General features: G+C 45.2%; 16 protein-coding genes. 15 read left to right on the top strand and 1 reads right to left on the bottom strand.

Features of this window, described 5'->3' with window-relative positions:
- Positions 1-13: 13 nt before the first annotated feature.
- The 9 genes from bioW to AC0OMU_RS15660 all read left to right on the top strand — a co-directional run bounded on the left by bioW (position 14) and on the right by AC0OMU_RS15660 (position 9,669).
- On the top strand, positions 14-790 hold the full coding sequence (gene bioW / locus AC0OMU_RS15700) for a 6-carboxyhexanoate--CoA ligase (RefSeq protein WP_047183054.1): 777 nt from the start codon (positions 14-16) through the stop codon (positions 788-790).
- Entirely contained in the window at positions 780-2,126 is a 1,347-nt protein-coding gene (bioA, locus tag AC0OMU_RS15695; protein WP_047183053.1) for an adenosylmethionine--8-amino-7-oxononanoate transaminase, read from the top strand. The genes bioW and bioA overlap by 11 nt, the downstream gene beginning before the upstream one ends.
- Positions 2,116-3,285, top strand: a complete 1,170-nt coding sequence (gene bioF, locus AC0OMU_RS15690) for an 8-amino-7-oxononanoate synthase (RefSeq protein WP_474241293.1) — start codon at positions 2,116-2,118, stop codon at positions 3,283-3,285. Before bioA ends, bioF begins: the two co-directional genes overlap by 11 nt.
- Positions 3,282-3,977: a dethiobiotin synthase gene (bioD, locus tag AC0OMU_RS15685; protein WP_063335769.1), complete on the top strand. Its 696-nt coding sequence runs from the start codon at positions 3,282-3,284 to the stop codon at positions 3,975-3,977. Before bioF ends, bioD begins: the two co-directional genes overlap by 4 nt.
- 2 nt (positions 3,978-3,979) lie before the next feature.
- Entirely contained in the window at positions 3,980-4,987 is a 1,008-nt protein-coding gene (gene bioB, locus AC0OMU_RS15680) for a biotin synthase BioB (RefSeq protein ID WP_474241292.1), read from the top strand.
- A 68-nt stretch (positions 4,988-5,055) separates the two neighbouring features.
- Positions 5,056-6,243: a biotin biosynthesis cytochrome P450 gene (gene bioI / locus AC0OMU_RS15675; RefSeq protein ID WP_474241291.1), complete on the top strand. Its 1,188-nt coding sequence runs from the start codon at positions 5,056-5,058 to the stop codon at positions 6,241-6,243.
- Positions 6,244-6,319: 76 nt separating this feature from the next.
- Positions 6,320-7,081 carry an NAD-dependent epimerase/dehydratase family protein gene (locus AC0OMU_RS15670; RefSeq protein ID WP_474241290.1) on the top strand — a complete coding sequence of 254 codons (762 nt, stop codon included), beginning with the start codon at positions 6,320-6,322 and terminating at the stop codon, positions 7,079-7,081.
- Between the two features lie 206 nt (positions 7,082-7,287).
- Complete coding sequence (locus AC0OMU_RS15665) at positions 7,288-8,148, top strand: carbohydrate ABC transporter permease (protein WP_015251420.1); 861 nt, start codon at positions 7,288-7,290, stop codon at positions 8,146-8,148.
- Between the two features lie 24 nt (positions 8,149-8,172).
- Entirely contained in the window at positions 8,173-9,669 is a 1,497-nt protein-coding gene (locus AC0OMU_RS15660; RefSeq protein ID WP_474241289.1) for an extracellular solute-binding protein, read from the top strand.
- Between the two features lie 40 nt (positions 9,670-9,709).
- Here AC0OMU_RS15660 and AC0OMU_RS15655 read toward each other — a convergent pair whose 3' ends face one another.
- Positions 9,710-12,028, bottom strand: coding sequence for a helix-turn-helix domain-containing protein (locus tag AC0OMU_RS15655; RefSeq protein ID WP_181220047.1), 2,319 nt, complete (start codon positions 12,026-12,028; stop codon positions 9,710-9,712).
- A gap of 215 nt (positions 12,029-12,243) precedes the next feature.
- On the opposite strand from AC0OMU_RS15655, the gene rmgP reads away from it, so the two are divergent.
- The 6 genes from rmgP to AC0OMU_RS15625 all read left to right on the top strand — a co-directional run bounded on the left by rmgP (position 12,244) and on the right by AC0OMU_RS15625 (position 17,076).
- The gene (gene rmgP / locus AC0OMU_RS15650) at positions 12,244-13,209 is read left to right on the top strand and encodes a polygalacturonan/rhamnogalacturonan ABC transporter permease (protein ID WP_474241288.1); all 966 of its coding nucleotides are present in this window, start codon (positions 12,244-12,246) and stop codon (positions 13,207-13,209) included.
- Positions 13,210-13,216: 7 nt separating this feature from the next.
- Positions 13,217-14,338 (top strand): unsaturated rhamnogalacturonyl hydrolase, encoded by a 1,122-nt coding sequence (gene rmgQ, locus AC0OMU_RS15645; protein ID WP_322839782.1) that lies wholly within the window; start codon positions 13,217-13,219, stop codon positions 14,336-14,338.
- Positions 14,335-14,838, top strand: coding sequence for a rhamnogalaturonan transport/degradation protein RmgS (rmgS, locus tag AC0OMU_RS15640; protein ID WP_474241287.1), 504 nt, complete (start codon positions 14,335-14,337; stop codon positions 14,836-14,838). Before rmgQ ends, rmgS begins: the two co-directional genes overlap by 4 nt.
- Positions 14,839-14,849: 11 nt before the next feature.
- Positions 14,850-16,136, top strand: coding sequence for a Gfo/Idh/MocA family protein (locus AC0OMU_RS15635; protein ID WP_021480330.1), 1,287 nt, complete (start codon positions 14,850-14,852; stop codon positions 16,134-16,136).
- A gap of 21 nt (positions 16,137-16,157) precedes the next feature.
- Positions 16,158-16,826, top strand: a complete 669-nt coding sequence (locus tag AC0OMU_RS15630; RefSeq protein ID WP_063335778.1) for a YesL family protein — start codon at positions 16,158-16,160, stop codon at positions 16,824-16,826.
- Between the two features lie 67 nt (positions 16,827-16,893).
- Positions 16,894-17,076 (top strand): sporulation protein Cse60, encoded by a 183-nt coding sequence (locus AC0OMU_RS15625; RefSeq protein ID WP_003223398.1) that lies wholly within the window; start codon positions 16,894-16,896, stop codon positions 17,074-17,076.
- The last annotated feature ends 35 nt before the right edge of the window (positions 17,077-17,111 follow it).

The following is a 17,111-nucleotide window of genomic DNA, read 5'->3' as shown; positions in this document are numbered from 1 at the left end:
AGGGCGAGAAATGATGCAAGAAGAAACTTTTTATAGTGTCAGAATGAGGGCTTCTATGAATGGATCTCATGAAGACGGCGGAAAGCATATATCCGGCGGAGAACGGCTTATTCCTTTCCATGAGATGAAGCATACAGTCAATGCTTTATTAGAAAAAGGGTTATCCCATTCAAGAGGAAAACCTGATTTTATGCAAATTCAATTTGAAGAGGTATATGAATCGATAAAAACCATTCAGCCATTGCCTGTGCATACGAATGAAGTGAGCTGCCCGGAAGAAGGACAAAAGCTGGCCCGATTGTTATTGGAAAAAGAAGGCGTTTCACGAGACGTGATTGAAAAAGCATATGAACAAATCCCTGAATGGTCAGATGTCAGGGGTGCGGTGTTGTTTGATATTCATACAGGAAAGCGAATGGATCAAACAAAAGAAAAAGGGGTGCGGGTCTCCAGAATGGATTGGCCGGACGCTAATTTTGAAAAATGGGCGCTTCACAGTCACGTGCCAGCTCATTCAAGAATAAAAGAGGCCCTTGCGCTCGCTTCAAAGGTAAGCCGGCACCCGGCAGCCATTGCAGAATTATGCTGGTCGGACGATCCGGATTACATAACAGGCTATGTTGCGGGTAAGAAAATGGGCTATCAGCGTATTACAGCAATGAAAGAATACGGGTCTGAAGAGGGCTGCCGAGTTTTTTTTATTGATGGATCCAATGATGTAAACACGTACATACATGATCTGGAGAAGCAGCCTATTTTAATAGAGTGGGAGGAAGATCATGACTCATGATTTGATAGAAAAAAGTAAAAAGCACCTTTGGCTGCCATTTACCCAAATGAAAGATTATGATGAAAACCCCTTAATCATCGAAAGCGGGACTGGAATCAAAGTCAAAGACATAAATGGCAAGGAATACTATGACGGTTTTTCATCAGTTTGGCTTAATGTCCACGGACACCGCAAAAAAGAACTAGATAACGCCATAAAAAAACAGCTCGGAAAAATTGCGCACTCCACGTTATTGGGCATGACCAATGTTCCAGCAACCCAGCTTGCCGAAACATTAATAGATATCAGCCCAAAAAAGCTCACGCGGGTCTTTTATTCAGACAGCGGTGCAGAAGCGATGGAAATAGCCCTAAAAATGGCGTTTCAGTATTGGAAGAACATCGGGAAGCCCGAGAAACAAAAATTTATCGCAATGAAAAACGGGTATCACGGTGATACGATTGGCGCCGTCAGTGTCGGTTCAATTGAACTTTTTCACCACGTATACGGCCCGTTGATGTTCGAGAGTTACAAGGCTCCGATTCCTTATGTGTATCGCTCTGAAAGCGGTGATCCTGATGAGTGCCGTGATGAGTGCCTGCGAGAGCTTGAACAGCTGCTTAAGGAACATCACGAGGAAATTGCCGCGCTTTCCATTGAATCAATGGTACAAGGGGCTTCCGGTATGATCGTGATGCCGGAAGGATATTTGGCAGGGGTGCGCGAGCTATGTACAACATACGATGTCTTAATGATCGTTGATGAAGTCGCTACAGGCTTTGGCCGTACAGGAAAAATGTTTGCGTGCGAGCACGAGAATGTCCAGCCTGATCTGATGGCTGCCGGTAAAGGCATTACAGGAGGTTATTTGCCAATTGCCGTTACGTTTGCCACTGAAGACATCTATAAGGCATTCTATGATGATTATGAAAACCTAAAAACCTTTTTCCATGGCCATTCCTATACAGGCAATCAGCTTGGCTGTGCGGTTGCGCTTGAAAATCTGGCATTATTTGAATCTGAAAACATTGTGGAACAAGTAGCGGAAAAAAGTAAAAAGCTCCATTTTCTTCTTCAAGATCTGCACGCTCTTCCTCATGTTGGGGATATTCGGCAGCTTGGCTTTATGTGCGGTGCAGAGCTTGTCCGGTCAAAGGAAACCAAAGAACCTTACCCGGCTGATCGGCGGATCGGATACAAAGTTTCCTTAAAAATGAGAGAGTTAGGAATGCTGACAAGACCGCTTGGGGACGTGGTTGCATTTCTTCCTCCTCTTGCCAGCACAGCTGAGGAGCTCGGGGAAATGGTTGCCATTATGAAACAAGCGATCCATGAGGTTACGAGCCTTGAAGATTGATTCCTGGTTGAACAAGCGGTTAGACAGAATGAAAGAAGCCGGCGTACATCGTAACCTGCGGTCAATGAATGGAGCGCCGGTTCCAGAGAGGAACATTGATGGCGAAAATCAAACGGTCTGGTCCTCAAACAATTATTTAGGGCTCGCAAGCGATAGACGTTTGATCGATGCAGCCCAAACAGCATTGCAGCAATTTGGGACAGGAAGCAGCGGTTCACGTTTAACGACAGGCAATTCGGTCTGGCATGAGAAGCTAGAAAAGAAGATTGCCAGCTTTAAACGGTCAGAAGCGGCCCTGCTGTTTTCGAGCGGTTACTTGGCCAATGTCGGTGTCCTTTCATCCTTGCCAGAAAAGGAAGATGTCATTTTAAGTGACGAGCTCAATCATGCAAGTATTATCGACGGCTGCCGACTTTCTAAGGCTGATACAGTTGTTTATCGGCATATTGATATGAATGATCTTGAAAACAAGCTGAATGAAACACAGCGTTATCAGCGCCGTTTTATCGTAACAGACGGGGTATTCAGCATGGATGGCACAATCGCCCCTCTTGATCAGATCATCTCACTTGCGAAACGCTATCATGCCTTCGTGGTCGTTGATGATGCCCACGCAACAGGAGTTTTGGGCGATTCGGGACGAGGAACGAGTGAATACTTTGGTGTTTGTCCCGACATTGTGATCGGCACCTTAAGCAAAGCTGTTGGCGCGGAAGGAGGTTTTGCGGCAGGATCAGCGGTCTTCATCGACTTTTTGCTGAACCATGCCAGAACATTTATCTTTCAAACCGCTATTCCGCCAGCTAGCTGTGCGGCTGCTCATGAGGCTTTCAACATTATTGAAGCCAGCAGGGAAAAACGACAGCTTTTATTTTCTTATATCAGCATGATTAGAACCAGTCTGAAGAATATGGGTTATGTGGTAAAAGGAGATCACACACCGATTATTCCTGTAGTCATTGGCGATGCCCATAAAACGGTCCTATTTGCTGAAAAACTGCAGGGCAAGGGAATTTATGCTCCTGCCATTCGGCCGCCGACCGTTGCGCCGGGTGAAAGCCGTATTCGAATTACAATCACGTCTGACCACAGTATGGGTGATATTGATGATTTGCTGAAAACATTTCATTCAATCGGAAAGGAGCTGTATATCATTTGAGGGGTTTTTTTGTGACGGGAACTGATACAGAAGTGGGGAAAACGGTTATATCCAGCGGTCTTGCTGCCTTATTGAAAGAACATAATAGAGATGTCGGGGTGTATAAACCATTTTTAAGCGGGATATCGCGTCATCATCCAGATAGTGATACTAGTCTGCTGAAAGACATGTCGCAGACCGGTCTTTCTCATGAAGACATTACGCCTTTTGCCTTCAAAGCGCCGCTTGCACCATACGTTGCAGGGAAACTTGAGGGAAAGACTGTCACCATGGAAGAGGTTTTAAGCCATTGGGGGCGGATTAGAGAAAAACATGAATGCTTCATCGTAGAAGGTGCGGGCGGTATTTCTGTGCCATTGGGAGAGGACTATTTGGTCAGTCATGTCATAAAAGCGTTGCAGCTTCCCATGATTATTGTGGCACGTCCTCACCTTGGAACCATTAATCATACCTTTTTAACTGTCAAATATGCAGAAAGCATGGGGCTTCCAATCGCCGGAATTATCATCAATGGAATCAGTGACTCTCCTGATGAAGATGAAAAAACCAATCCTGAGATGATTGAACGCTTATGCGGTGTGCCGGTTTTAGGGATTACGCCAAAGCTTGCCAACGTGACGAAAGAAACGGTTCTACATATGGTAAAAGACCATATCAATCTATCATTACTGATGAATCAAGTGGGGGTATGAGAATGAATCAATGGATGGAACTTGCAGACCGGGTGCTGTCTGGAGCAGAAGTGACTGACGAAGAAGCGCTTTTAATATTACATTGTCCTGACGAAGATATTTTGCTATTAATGCATGGAGCTTTTCATATCAGAAAACACTTTTATGGAAAAAAAGTAAAGCTCAATATGATTATGAATGCAAAATCCGGGCTCTGCCCGGAAAACTGCGGCTATTGTTCACAGTCTGCGATTTCGAAAGCGCCGATTGAGTCTTACCGGATGGTGAATAAGGAAACGCTGCTTGAAGGCGCGAAGCGGGCGCACGATCTGAATATCGGCACATATTGTATCGTGGCAAGCGGCAGAGGGCCGTCTAACAGAGAAGTGGATCAGGTCGTAGATGCGGTTCAGGAAATTAAAGAGACGTATGGACTGAAGATTTGTGCGTGTCTCGGACTGTTGAAGCCAGAGCAGGCGAAGCGGCTCAAAGATGCCGGAGTAGACCGCTATAATCATAATTTGAATACGTCACAGAGAAACCATTCAAACATCACGACCTCACATACATACGATGACAGAGTCAATACGGTTGAAATCGCAAAAGAATCGGGGCTGTCTCCGTGTTCAGGCGCCATTATCGGGATGAAGGAGACGAAACAAGATGTCATTGACATCGCCAAAAGCTTGAAGGTTCTTGACGCGGATTCCATTCCTGTGAATTTTTTGCATGCAATTGATGGCACGCCGTTAGAAGGCGTCAACGAATTAAACCCGCTGTATTGTTTAAAAGTGCTGGCGCTGTTCCGTTTTATCAATCCATCAAAAGAAATTCGCATATCCGGAGGAAGAGAGGTCAATCTCCGCTCATTGCAGCCATTAGGGCTTTACGCCGCAAACTCCATTTTTGTCGGAGACTACTTAACAACTGCCGGGCAAGAGGAGACGGAGGATCATAAAATGCTGAGTGATTTAGGCTTTGAAGTTGAATCAGTCGAAGAAATGAAGGCCAGTTTAAGTGCGAAAAGCTGAAAGCATCAATAAAAGCAATCGGTATGATGTCGATTGCTTTTATTTTTGAACAGAAAGGAGAAAATCACGTGACAATTGCATCGTCAACTGCATCTTCGGAGTTTTTGAAAAACCCATATTCTTTTTACGACACATTGCGAGCTGTTCATCCTATCTATAAAGGGAGTTTCTTAAAATACCCGGGCTGGTATGTCACAGGATATGAAGAAACGGCTGCTATTTTGAAAGATGCGAGATTCAAAGTCCGCACCCCGCTGCCTGAGAGCTCAACCAAATATCAGGACCTTTCACATGTGCAAAATCAAATGATGCTGTTTCAGAACCAGCCTGATCATAGACGATTGCGGACGCTTGCCAGCGGAGCGTTTACGCCGAGAGCGACAGAGAGTTATCAGCCGTATATCATTGAAACTGTCCATCATTTGCTTGATCAAGTGCAAGGTAAAAAAAAGATGGAGGTCATTTCGGACTTTGCTTTTCCTTTAGCAAGCTTTGTCATAGCTAACATTATAGGTGTACCGGAGGAAGATAGGGAGCAATTAAAGGAGTGGGCTGCGAGTCTCATTCAAACGATTGATTTTACCCGGTCAAGAAAGGCATTAACAGAGGGCAATCATATGGCTGTGCAGGCTATGGCATATTTCAAAGAGCTGATTCAAAAGCGAAAACGCCACCCTCAACAGGATATGATCAGCATGCTCTTGAAGGGGAAAGAAAAGGATAAGCTGACGGAAGAGGAGGCGGCATCTACGTGCATATTGCTGGCGATCGCCGGACATGAGACAACGGTCAATCTCATCAGCAATTCAGTCCTTTGTCTGCTGCAGCATCCAGAACAGATTTTGAAACTGAGAGAAAATCCAGATCTTATTGGTACCGCAGTCGAGGAATGTTTACGCTATGAAAGCCCCACGCAAATGACAGCCAGAGTTGCGTCAGAGGATATTGACATCAGCGGGGTGACGATCCGTCAAGGAGAGCAAGTCTATCTTTTGTTAGGGGCGGCTAATCGAGACCCAAGCATTTTCACGAACCCCGATGTCTTCGATATTACGAGAAGTCCTAATCCGCACCTTTCATTTGGTCATGGCCATCATGTTTGTTTAGGGTCCTCGCTGGCACGATTAGAAGCGCAAATTGCGATTAACACACTTCTGCAGCGGATGCCCAGCCTTACGCTCGCGGATTTTGAATGGCGGTATCGGCCGCTTTTTGGATTTCGGGCGCTTGAGGAGCTGTCGGTGACTTTTGAATAAGCCTAAGAATGTGAGTGCCAAAAAAGTGTCAGCCCCGCCGAAAATGGGCAATCTATAAAAAAGGGGAGTGAACATCGTGAAAAAAGTGCTGATCGCCGGCGGAAATGGTGTGATTGGGAGACTGCTTGCTGAAGGGCTTACTTCAGATTATGAAGTGACAGTGCTTGATAAAGATCATTTCGATGGCAAAGCCTCTTCCATTCAGGCTGACGCGGCAAATTATGAGGAGCTGTTGAAGAAGATTCCAAAAGATACCGATGCCATCTTGAATTTACTCGCTGTTAAAATCAAATACGATATTATGGACATCGCTGAGTTTGAAAAGATGACGGATGTTTTCTATAGGGCAAGCTATTATCTGTGCCGTGCGGCAGCGGAGCTCGGCATTCAAAAGCTCGTGTTCGCCAGCAGCAATCATGTCACAGATGTATACGAAAAAGACGGGCGCTCGCTCTTAGGACGGGAAATCACAACAAGCGATTATCCGCTGTCAAAAAACTTGTACGGTGTATTAAAGCTGACCTCTGAACAGATCGGCCATTTGTTTTATTTGGAAAATAAGCTATCAGTAATCAACCTTCGAATCGGAACAGTCGTCACAGATGAAATGGATACGCTGCATGAAAAAGAACGGACGAAAAAGACACTGCTTTCTCACCCCGATCTGCTGTCGATTTTCAAAGCCGCCATTGAGACCAATATCCGGTACGGCACTTATTACGCCGTCTCTGATAATCCGAGCCGGCCATGGTCCATTGAATCTGCCGTGAATGAACTTGGGTTTTCGCCACAAATCAATACGGCCGAACTTCTGAACGAGGAGGAGAACGGAGCATAATCATTTTCTAAGATTATGCTCTTTTTCTTTTGTTATCGGTCTCAATTCGCGGCAGCCCCCGCCCGGCCGGGGACTCTGTTCAAATGATTATAGACATGGCAATCACAGATTTGCTACATTTTAGACACGATATCGTCACATGCTGAGCTCGGTTTTCAAAAATATGATAACGCTTACAAAGAGAGGTGGGAGCTATCGCACATTCACTGAAAAACCGTCTGTTTGATATGTTGATTTATGGTTTCTTGCTGATGTTCGCTTTAATATGCGTACTTCCGTTCATTCATGTCATCGCAGCATCTTTCGCCACAGTAGAAGAAGTCGTGTCGAAAACATTTATTTTAATACCGACCACTTTTTCGCTAGATGCTTATCGCTACATTTTTTCAACAGATATTATTTATAAGAGTTTGCTTGTTTCTGTGTTTGTGACAGTGATAGGCACTGCGGTCAGCATGTTTCTTTCTTCACTGATGGCTTACGGGTTATCCCGCCGTGATTTAATCGGCCGGCAGCCGCTCATGTTTCTCGTCGTATTTACGATGCTGTTTAGCGGCGGCATGATTCCGACTTTCCTTGTGGTCAAATCGCTTGGATTGCTCGATTCTTACTGGGCGCTTATTTTGCCGACAGCCATTAATGCCTTTAACCTGATCATTTTGAAAAACTTTTTTCAAAATATCCCGTCAAGCCTGGAAGAGTCCGCGAAAATTGACGGGTGCAATGATCTGGGCATATTCTTTAAAATTGTGCTGCCGCTGTCTCTTCCTGCGATCGCAACGATTTCACTATTTTATGCGGTCACGTATTGGAACACGTATATGACAGCGATCTTGTACTTAAATGATTCAGCAAAATGGCCGATTCAGGTGCTTCTGCGCCAAATCGTCATTGTATCAAGCGGTATGCAGGGGGATATGTCTGAAATGGGGTCGGGCAGCCCGCCGCCTGAGCAAACCATTAAAATGGCGGTCATAGTGGTGGCGACCATCCCGGTTCTGCTTGTCTATCCGTTTATACAAAAGCATTTCGCAAAAGGAGCTTTGCTGGGATCTGTCAAAGGATAAAGACATATGAAACGGAGGGGTACGATGGGAAACAAATGGAGGGTGCTTTTGATTGTGCTTGTACTGGCACTCGGCGGAGTGCTGGCGGGCTGTAAAGGGGCTGATCAGTCTTCGGCTGAAGGCAAAGCTGGCCCGGATTCAAAGGTAAACCTGTCTTGGATGGCGATTTTGTATCACCAGCAGCCGCCGAAAGACAGGGCGATTAAAGAAATCGAAAAGCTGACAAATACAGAACTCGACATCACCTGGGTTCCAGACGCGGTGAAAGAAGACAGGCTGAATGCAGCGCTTGCAGCCGGCAATCTTCCGCAAATCGTGACCATCCAGGATATTAAAAATTCGTCAGTCATGAATGCCTTCCGGTCAGGAATGTTTTGGGAAATCGGCGATTATATCAAGGATTATCCCAACTTAAACAAAATGAACAAACTCATTAATAAAAATGTGACAATTGACGGCAAGCTCTACGGGATATACAGAGAGCGCCCGCTTTCCAGACAGGGGATCGTCATTCGGAAGGACTGGCTGGACAATTTAAATTTGAAAACCCCGAAAACGTTGGATGAGCTTTATGAAGTGGCCAAAGCATTTACGGAGGACGACCCGGACAAGGATGGGAAAGATGATACGATCGGGCTGACAGACCGTAATGACTTGATTTACGGCGCGTTTAAAACGATTGGCTCGTATGAAGGCATGGCGACAGATTGGAAGGAATCGGGCGGCAAATTCACGCCTGATTTCATGACACAGGAATACAAAGACACGATGAACTATATGAAAAAGCTGCGTGATAACGGGTATATGAATAAGGATTTTCCCGTCACAAGCAAAACCCAGCAGCAGGAGCTGTTTTCTCAAGGAAAAGCCGGAATTTATATTGGCAATATGGTAGATGCGGTTAATCTGCGCGACCATGCCTCTGATAAATCGATGAAGCTCGAGATCATCAACCGCATAAAAGGCCCGGATGGGGAAGAGCGGGTATGGGCATCAGGAGGCCATAACGGCGTGTTTGCTTTCCCGAAAACGAGTGTGAAAACGGAAGCAGAGCTTAAACGGATCTTAGCGTTTTTTGACCGAATGGCCGAAGAAGATGTCTATAGCCTGATGACTTATGGCATTGACGGCGTTCATTACAAAAAAGGAGAGGGCAAAACGTTCACACGCGAAGAAAGCCAAGTGAAAGACTGGCAGACTGATATTCAGCCGCTATCCGCTTTAATCGCCATTGATAAAGCTTACTTAAAAAACACTGGAGATCCGCTTCGGACGGCGTACGAGGAGCTGACCGAGGACAATGAAAAGATTATCGTCTCAAACCCGGCTGAAAGCCTGTATTCCGCATCGGAGTCGGAACGGGGTGATGAACTGAAGAAAATCATTGATGACGCGACTTACAAATATATGATTGGAGACATTACAGAAAGCCAGTTCGATAAAGAAGTGGAAAAATGGGAGTCAAGCGGAGGAAAACAAATTATTCAGGAATACGAAGAAGCGTTTAAACAAGCAAAATAACATTGGAAAAACCCAAAACGCGCAAGCGGTTTTGGGTTTTTTACATGCTTCTTTTCTGCTGGCGGTAGTTTCCCGGTGTAATCCCTTCCAGCTTCTTAAATGATCTGATGAAATTTTGCGAGTTTTTATATTTCAGCTTTTCGGCAATGTCCTTGACCGCCATGTCTGTTTCGGCAAGCCAGCTTTTTGCCATATGGTGTCGGTAGCTTGAGACATACTCGCTGAATGAAATACCCATTTCTTTTTTGAAAATGCTGCTTAAATAATTTGGGTTGTAATGGAGCCTGCGTGCGATTTCGTCCAGTGTCAATTCGGATTCAAACTCATGATGGATGATATGAATGATGTTGTCGGAAATATTTTTGTACTGGGCATCCGCGCGGGCGTTCACTTTGTCTGTCATCGGATCAATAAACTCATTCTTTAGCCAGTTTTCGGTATCCTCGAACGTTTTCAGCTCAAAAATTTGGTCATACAGCATTTTGTTTTCTTCAAGCTCAAACAATTCGATCCCGAGCACATGCATCAGCTCAATCACATGGTTCAAAAAACGGGCGATGGCGATTTGAAATTGATACGGGTTGGTGTTCTGGGTGAAAATGGCTTGCAAAATCGCGTGCAGGCATTTATCCGCTTTCTCCTTGTCTCCTGCTTTAACGGCATCGAACAGCTCATGCTGAAGCTGCTTTGGAAAATGGGTTTTGAACGTTTTTTTCTGGTCAAGGTCTTCGTAAAAGATAATCGATTTGTTTTCCGCTTTGAGCCGGTATTTCAACGCTTCTGAGCCTTCCGCATAGGCTGTTTTCGCTTTTGTCAGCACATCAAACGGCTGGCTGATGCCGATGCTGACAGACAGCTGCAGCTCAGCTTCCGCTTTTTCCTGAATCATCCTTGCAGTCTTATTCAGCTCAGCCATGAATTCTTCCTTTGTTCCGCTTTGATTGATCAAAATCGTCGCCTGCTGTTTGTCAACTACGGCGGGGGCAAGATGTTTGTCCGTCGGGATGTTGCGCTCAATCAGGCTGTTGACGGCAAACAAAAGCAGATCCATATCTTTTTTCTCATAAGGCGTATGATTCAGTGTGTCAATTTGGAGCACAAGCAGGGCAAGGTGCCGCCAATTTTGTTTTAAACCGAGGCTTTTAAAGCGGTTATCAACCTCCTCATCCGTCAGTTTTCCGAGCATAAGCCTGACCATAAAATATTGCTGCAGATGAGTGGCCTGCTGCTTCATCGTTTCCTCAAGGTCGTCATTTCTGTCCTTCAGCTGCTTAAAGCTCTGTTCAATTAACTCAAATTCATTTTGAGGAGGCTGTTGTTTCTCTTGTATGGCTCCATGTCTTGCGAATGATTCGTAAAGCACCCTGATCGGCTTGTAAAAATGGCGGGAGCCCAGCCAAGAGAACAATAATGAAAGCGTTAACAAAATAAGGCATACTGTAAAAGTGATCCAGCCGATTGATTTGGCTTCTTTTTTTAACTCAGGCAGGGAAACGAGAGAAAAATAAGTCCATGTATTATAGTCAGATTTTTGATAGGTGACTTTATAATGAATCCGGTCAATCACTGTTTCAAACTGTCCGCTATTGGCGGTTTGCGCCAGCACTTTTTGGACAAAGCCATCGTTATGAAGAGATTCACCGACGTCAGACATGTTGTTATGAAGGATGATGCGGCCTTTTTCATCGATGATAAACAGGTTGTTGGCGTTTGAATAGTCAGGCATATTTTTGACAAGCGAACAGCTCGGGATGCTTGCGGCGGCCAATCCCTTTGTATTTGTGCTGTTCAAAGGAAGCTGCTTAATTAAATTGATATTGTAGCGGCAGTTTTCTGCTGTGCCTTCTTTGGTTGAAATCAAATGATTGTTTTCCTCAAGCGTCCAATATGAGCGGCTCGCTTTGTGTTTCGTGTACGCTGAAGCTGCTTCATGAAGAGTGTCTGTATTCAAACGGTACAAACCGGAATTGTTCATGTACCATTTTTTCGTATAACTGACTAATGTCATGTTGGACAGGTCGGTATCAAAGCTTTGCAGATAATTGAGCTCTTGGTTCACTTGGTTATAGATTTGAAATTGGTCTGAGTGCAAAGGCTCGGACAATGTGCGAAGGAGAGGCGGCGAACTCACATAGTGGGTTAAAGAGTGATCGACGGTTTTCAATATATGTTCGATGCTTTGCTGGGTCTGCTGGAGTGTGTCGAATTTTTCCTCCGAAACGTTGGAAATAGCCGTTTTCTGGGAGTGCTCGTACGAAAACAATCCGACCAAAATAACCGGAATGGTGCTGAGCAGGCAGAAAAACGTGATCAGTTTGTAGTAAAACTTGTATTGGCTTCTTTTCATAAAACCCCCCATTTCATAACATCCACTTCACCTTAATACAATTAATCCAAAGATTGATAGATATTGTCAATAATCATTTTCTAATATCGGTGTCTTTTTTTCAGGTGGACCGTCTGAACCCTTGATTATAAAGGGATAAAACAGGATGTGATCATATGATTGTAGACGGACTTTTGCCTGCTGGGCTACAGTGAATGCAAGAACCCGTGAAAGGAGGCTAGGAAAAAATGAAAACAGCAGAAGCGCAAGCGCCGGCTGTTAATACAGCCATTTTTAAAAAAGAAAAAAGAAAGCGCTTACTAAGTAAGCTGATTCAGCAAAAATATTTGTACTTGATGATTTTGCCGGGGTGTATTTATTTTTTGCTTTTTAAGTATATCCCGATGTGGGGAATTGTGATTGCGTTTCAGGATTATCAGCCGTTCCTCGGCATTTTGGGCAGTGAGTGGGTGGGGCTGAAGCATTTTATCAGGCTGTTTACTGAGCCTACATTTTTTCTCTTGTTAAAAAACACGCTCGTGTTATTTGCGTTGAACCTGGCCATATTTTTCCCGGTGCCGATACTGCTGGCGCTTCTATTGAACGAAGTGCGGATTGCTCTCTTTAAAAAATTTGTTCAGACGCTGATTTATATCCCGCATTTTATGTCTTGGGTCATTGTTGTATCGCTTTCGTTTGTGCTTTTAACGGTAGACGGAGGCTTGATTAATGAACTGATTGTGTTTTTTGGCGGTGAAAAAATCAATTTTCTGCTGAACGAAGAATGGTTCCGGCCCCTGTATATTCTGCAGGTTATCTGGAGGGAAGCGGGATGGTCGACGATCATTTATCTGGCGGCCATTACAGCGGTTGACCCCCAGTTGTATGAAGCGGCGAAAATGGACGGAGCGGGACGGCTGCGGCAAATGTGGCATATTACGCTGCCCGCCATTAAAAGCGTTATCGTCGTTTTGCTGATTTTGAAAATCGGAGACACGCTGGAGCTTGGCTTCGAGCATGTGTATTTGCTGTTAAATGCGACTAACAGGGAAGTGGCGGAAATTTTTGATACGTATGTTTATACTGCAGGGCTGAAACAGGGCCAATTCAGCTACAGTACAGCAGTCGGCGTATTTAAAGCGGCGGTCGGGCTGATTTTGGTCATGCTTGCGAATCGTTTGGCGAAGAAATTTGGCGAGGAAGGAATTTATTAAGAAAGGGATGGGATCAATGGATCAATCAATCGCTGTAAAATCGCCTCTTACGTACGCGGAGGCATTGGCAAAAACCATTATGAACACGTACACAGTCGAGGAGCTGCCTCCTGCAAACCGCTGGCACTACCATCAAGGTGTTTTCTTATGCGGTGTATTGCGGCTGTGGGAAGTAACCGGGGAAAAGCGGTATTTTGAGTATGCGAAGGCTTATGCAGATCTCTTAATCGATGATTATGGCAATCTATTATTTAGAAGAGATGAACTGGACGCCATTCAAGCGGGTCTCATTCTTTTTCCATTATACGAGCAGACGAAGGATGAGCGGTATGTCAAAGCGGCAAAAAGGCTGCGCGGCTTATATGGAACACTGAACCGGACGTCTGAGGGCGGTTTTTGGCACAAAGACGGTTATCCTTACCAAATGTGGCTCGACGGCTTATACATGGGGGGGCCGTTCGCACTGAAATATGCCAATCTGAAGCAGGAGCCGGAGCTGTTTGATCAGGTTGTGCTGCAGGAGTCATTAATGAGAAAGCATACGAAGGATGCAAAAACCGGACTTTTTTATCACGCCTGGGATGAAGCGAAAAAAATGCCTTGGGCCAATGAAGAGACAGGCTGTTCACCGGAATTTTGGGCACGTTCCATCGGCTGGTACGTCATGTCTCTTGCTGACATGATTGAAGAGCTGCCGAAGAAGCATCCAAACCGTCACGTGTGGAAAAACACGCTGCAGGACATGATTAAAAGCATCTGCCGCTATCAAGACAAGGAGACGGGGTTATGGTATCAGATCGTTGATAAGGGAGACAGGTCTGATAACTGGCTGGAAAGCTCAGGATCCTGTCTGTACATGTACGCAATCGCAAAAGGAATCAATACAGGCTATCTAGACAGAGCTTACGAAACAACACTACTAAAAGCGTATCAAGGCTTGATTCAGCATAAAACCGAAACATCAGAAGACGGCGCGTTTCTCGTCAATGACATATGTGTCGGAACGTCAGCCGGTTTCTATGACTATTATGTCAGCCGCGAAAGAAGCACAAACGATCTGCACGGAGCCGGCGCGTTTATTTTGGCTATGACAGAGCTGGAGCCTCTTTTTAGGTCAGCGGGGAAATGACAAAAAGGATACGGACGGCTTTGTGTGTGATCGTCTCAGTGCTCTTTTTGGCATCATGCTCAAGCAGGCCGGACGGAATGCATGTCATTCTCTTTTCTGATATGCAGGCTGGCGTACAGGAAAAAATAAAAAAGGCCGCCGAGCAGAATGCCGGGAAGGTCGATATCTTTCCAGCTTTTCAGGAAAAACTGCTGACTGAAATTACCGCCCATGAAGGAGATGTTTTCATCGTGCCTGAAGACATGTTTCAAGCTTACGATGATCCGGAAAATTTTCAGCCGTTAAACGGATTGCCTCCTGAAAAAACATCTCCTTATACAACTGTTAATAAAAAATCAGGAGAAAAAACGATCTATGCCATTCAGATCGAAAAAGGGAAAAAGCAGCTGAACGGCTATTCTTTTCGATTGAATCGCGATATGGCGGCGTTTATCCCCGTGTATGCTGAAAAAACAGAGGAAGCGCTGCAGCTGATTTCTCAACTAACTGAAGCCCGATAGAGGTGAGGATATTGAAGAACATCGTCTTTTGCGGATTGAGCAGCAGAGCATTCAGTATGTTTATCAAACCGCTGTTGGAGCGGTTTTCAACTCATTATGAGATTACGGGATTGCTGGATGCCGATCCGAAACGTTTTGCCGTTTGCAAGAAGAAATTTCCCGAGCTGGCCCACGTGCCCGAGTTTAGCGAAGATGCTTTTGACGAGATGATGCGCGTGTCAAAGCCTGATATCGTCATTGTGGCAGGCAGGGACGATACGCATGTCACATATATTGTAAAAAGCCTTCAGTGGGATACAGATGTAATTACTGAAAAACCAATGGTGACAACAGTGCAGGATGCGAATCGGGTGCTTGAAGCGGAGGCCAAAAGCGAAGGAAAAGTCACCGTCGCGTTTAACTATCGCTACAGCCCGTTTCATCGGAAAATAAAAGAAATGATTCTGGACGGAAAAATAGGCAGGGTCACCTCCGTTGATTTAAATTGGTATATTGATACGTATCATGGCGCCAGCTATTTTAAACGCTGGAACAGGTCTAGACAGTTTTCCGGGGGCCTTTCTGTCCATAAATCAACACATCACTTTGATCTCGTCAATTGGTGGCTCGGGCAAAATCCGGAAGAGGTATTTGCTTATGGCGCCTTGAATTACTATGGGCCGGACAGTGAGTGGAACCCCTTGCCGGAAGAAGACGGGCGTTTTTGCGGGACGTGCCGTGTTAAAGAAAAATGCCACTACTATTCAAGGTGGCATCCCCGTTCCTCTAAAGCTTCTATAAAAGATGATCATCTCGAAGCAGGAGACCAGTCCAGCTTATATACTGCATACAGACCTGACGCGTGTATTTTTGACGAGGAAATTGACATCGAGGATACGTACGTGGCGGCAGTCAAATATGATGGCGGCGCACTGTTAAGCTACTCGATTGTTTTTTCGGCCCCGTATGAAGGCTACCGGCTGACGATCAACGGCACAAAAGGGCGTATTGAATCAAATGAATTTCACGAACCTTCCAGAATTCCGTTTGCTTTTCCTGAGCAGACAATCGAATACTATCCGCTTTTTGAATCAAAGCAGACGATACAAGTAGTCAAAAATGAAGGGGGGCATGGCGGAGGTGATCCGCTTTTGCTTGAGGATCTTTTTTTAGGAAAAGACCCGCTGCGCCGCTATGATATTTTAGCCGGGGCTGAAGCTGGAGCCTACTCCATCGCGGTTGGTGAGGGAATGTGGCGCTCGGTTGCCGAAAAGAAGCCGATCGGCATGAAAGAGCTTTTTCAGATGCAGAATGTATAATGCAAAAAAGGAGGGGGCGCCATGGAACATGATGGTTCACTGGGGCGGATGCTGCGCTTTTGCGAATGGATCATGAGATTTGCGTATACAAACTTGCTGTGGCTGTTTTTTACGTTGCTCGGTCTCGGTGTGTTTGGCATCATGCCCGCGACCGCGGCTTTATTCGCTGTCATGCGGAAGTGGATCCAGGGGCAGGACAACGTTCCGGTGCTCAAAACGTTTTGGCAGGAATACAAGGGTGAATTTTTTCGTTCAAATCTGCTCGGCGCTGTACTGGCGCTCATCGGAGTGATCATTTATATTGATTTGGCCTTCATTTATCCAAGTCATTTCCTTCTGCACATCCTGCGCTTCGCCATTATGATATTTGGCTTTTTGTTCGTATCCATGCTTTTTTATGTGTTTCCGCTGCTTGTCCATTTTGACTGGAAAAAACGTCTGTATGTGAAATTTTCGCTCTTGCTCAGTGTGGCGTATTTGCAATATACGCTTACTATGCTTGCACTGACTGTTGCTCTCTTTTTCTTGCTTGCGTACCTGCCCGGCATTGTCCCTTTTTTCAGCGTCAGCCTGATCAGCTACTGTCATATGCGAATTGTTTATGCCGTGCTGCTGAAAGTGGAGCAGCACGGCGGCGAGCCACAGAGGGAATCCCATATACGGAAAGCTTTTTATCCGGAAACGAGATAATCATCATTTCTCTATCATAACGCTGTTCCAAACGGAATAGATTGATAGAGAAAGGAGAGCGGATAAAATGCTGAAGGTAGCGGTATTTGATGAAGAGCATGAAAAAGACTTACAGACGGAAATCAATTCATTTTTAAAAGGGATATCGGAGGAGCAGCTGATTGATATCAAATATACGGTTTCGGCAGCGTGCGACCCAGACGGCGAGCAGCTTTACTGTTTTTCCGCCCTTATTTTATATCGCAAATAAAAAGATCTTTCCGCAGACGCGGAAAGATCTTTTTT

Source organism: Bacillus sp. FAU18, assembly GCF_056033885.1.
This window is presented reverse-complemented; position numbering and strand designations above follow the sequence as displayed.

What these genes read in the sequence shown, in the direction of transcription:
- rmgP (WP_474241288.1), top strand. Translation starts at nt 12,244, where the DNA reads ATGAAAACAGCAGAAGCGCAAGCGCCGGCTGTTAATACAGCCATTTTT.
- AC0OMU_RS15630 (WP_063335778.1), top strand. Translation starts at nt 16,158, where the DNA reads ATGGAACATGATGGTTCACTGGGGCGGATGCTGCGCTTTTGCGAATGG.
- AC0OMU_RS15625 (WP_003223398.1), top strand. Translation starts at nt 16,894, where the DNA reads ATGCTGAAGGTAGCGGTATTTGATGAAGAGCATGAAAAAGACTTACAG.
- bioB (WP_474241292.1), top strand. Translation starts at nt 3,980, where the DNA reads ATGAATCAATGGATGGAACTTGCAGACCGGGTGCTGTCTGGAGCAGAA.
- rmgS (WP_474241287.1), top strand. Translation starts at nt 14,335, where the DNA reads ATGACAAAAAGGATACGGACGGCTTTGTGTGTGATCGTCTCAGTGCTC.
- AC0OMU_RS15655 (WP_181220047.1), bottom strand. Translation starts at nt 12,028, where the DNA reads ATGGGGGGTTTTATGAAAAGAAGCCAATACAAGTTTTACTACAAACTG.
- bioA (WP_047183053.1), top strand. Translation starts at nt 780, where the DNA reads ATGACTCATGATTTGATAGAAAAAAGTAAAAAGCACCTTTGGCTGCCA.
- bioW (WP_047183054.1), top strand. Translation starts at nt 14, where the DNA reads ATGCAAGAAGAAACTTTTTATAGTGTCAGAATGAGGGCTTCTATGAAT.
- AC0OMU_RS15660 (WP_474241289.1), top strand. Translation starts at nt 8,173, where the DNA reads ATGGGAAACAAATGGAGGGTGCTTTTGATTGTGCTTGTACTGGCACTC.
- rmgQ (WP_322839782.1), top strand. Translation starts at nt 13,217, where the DNA reads ATGGGATCAATGGATCAATCAATCGCTGTAAAATCGCCTCTTACGTAC.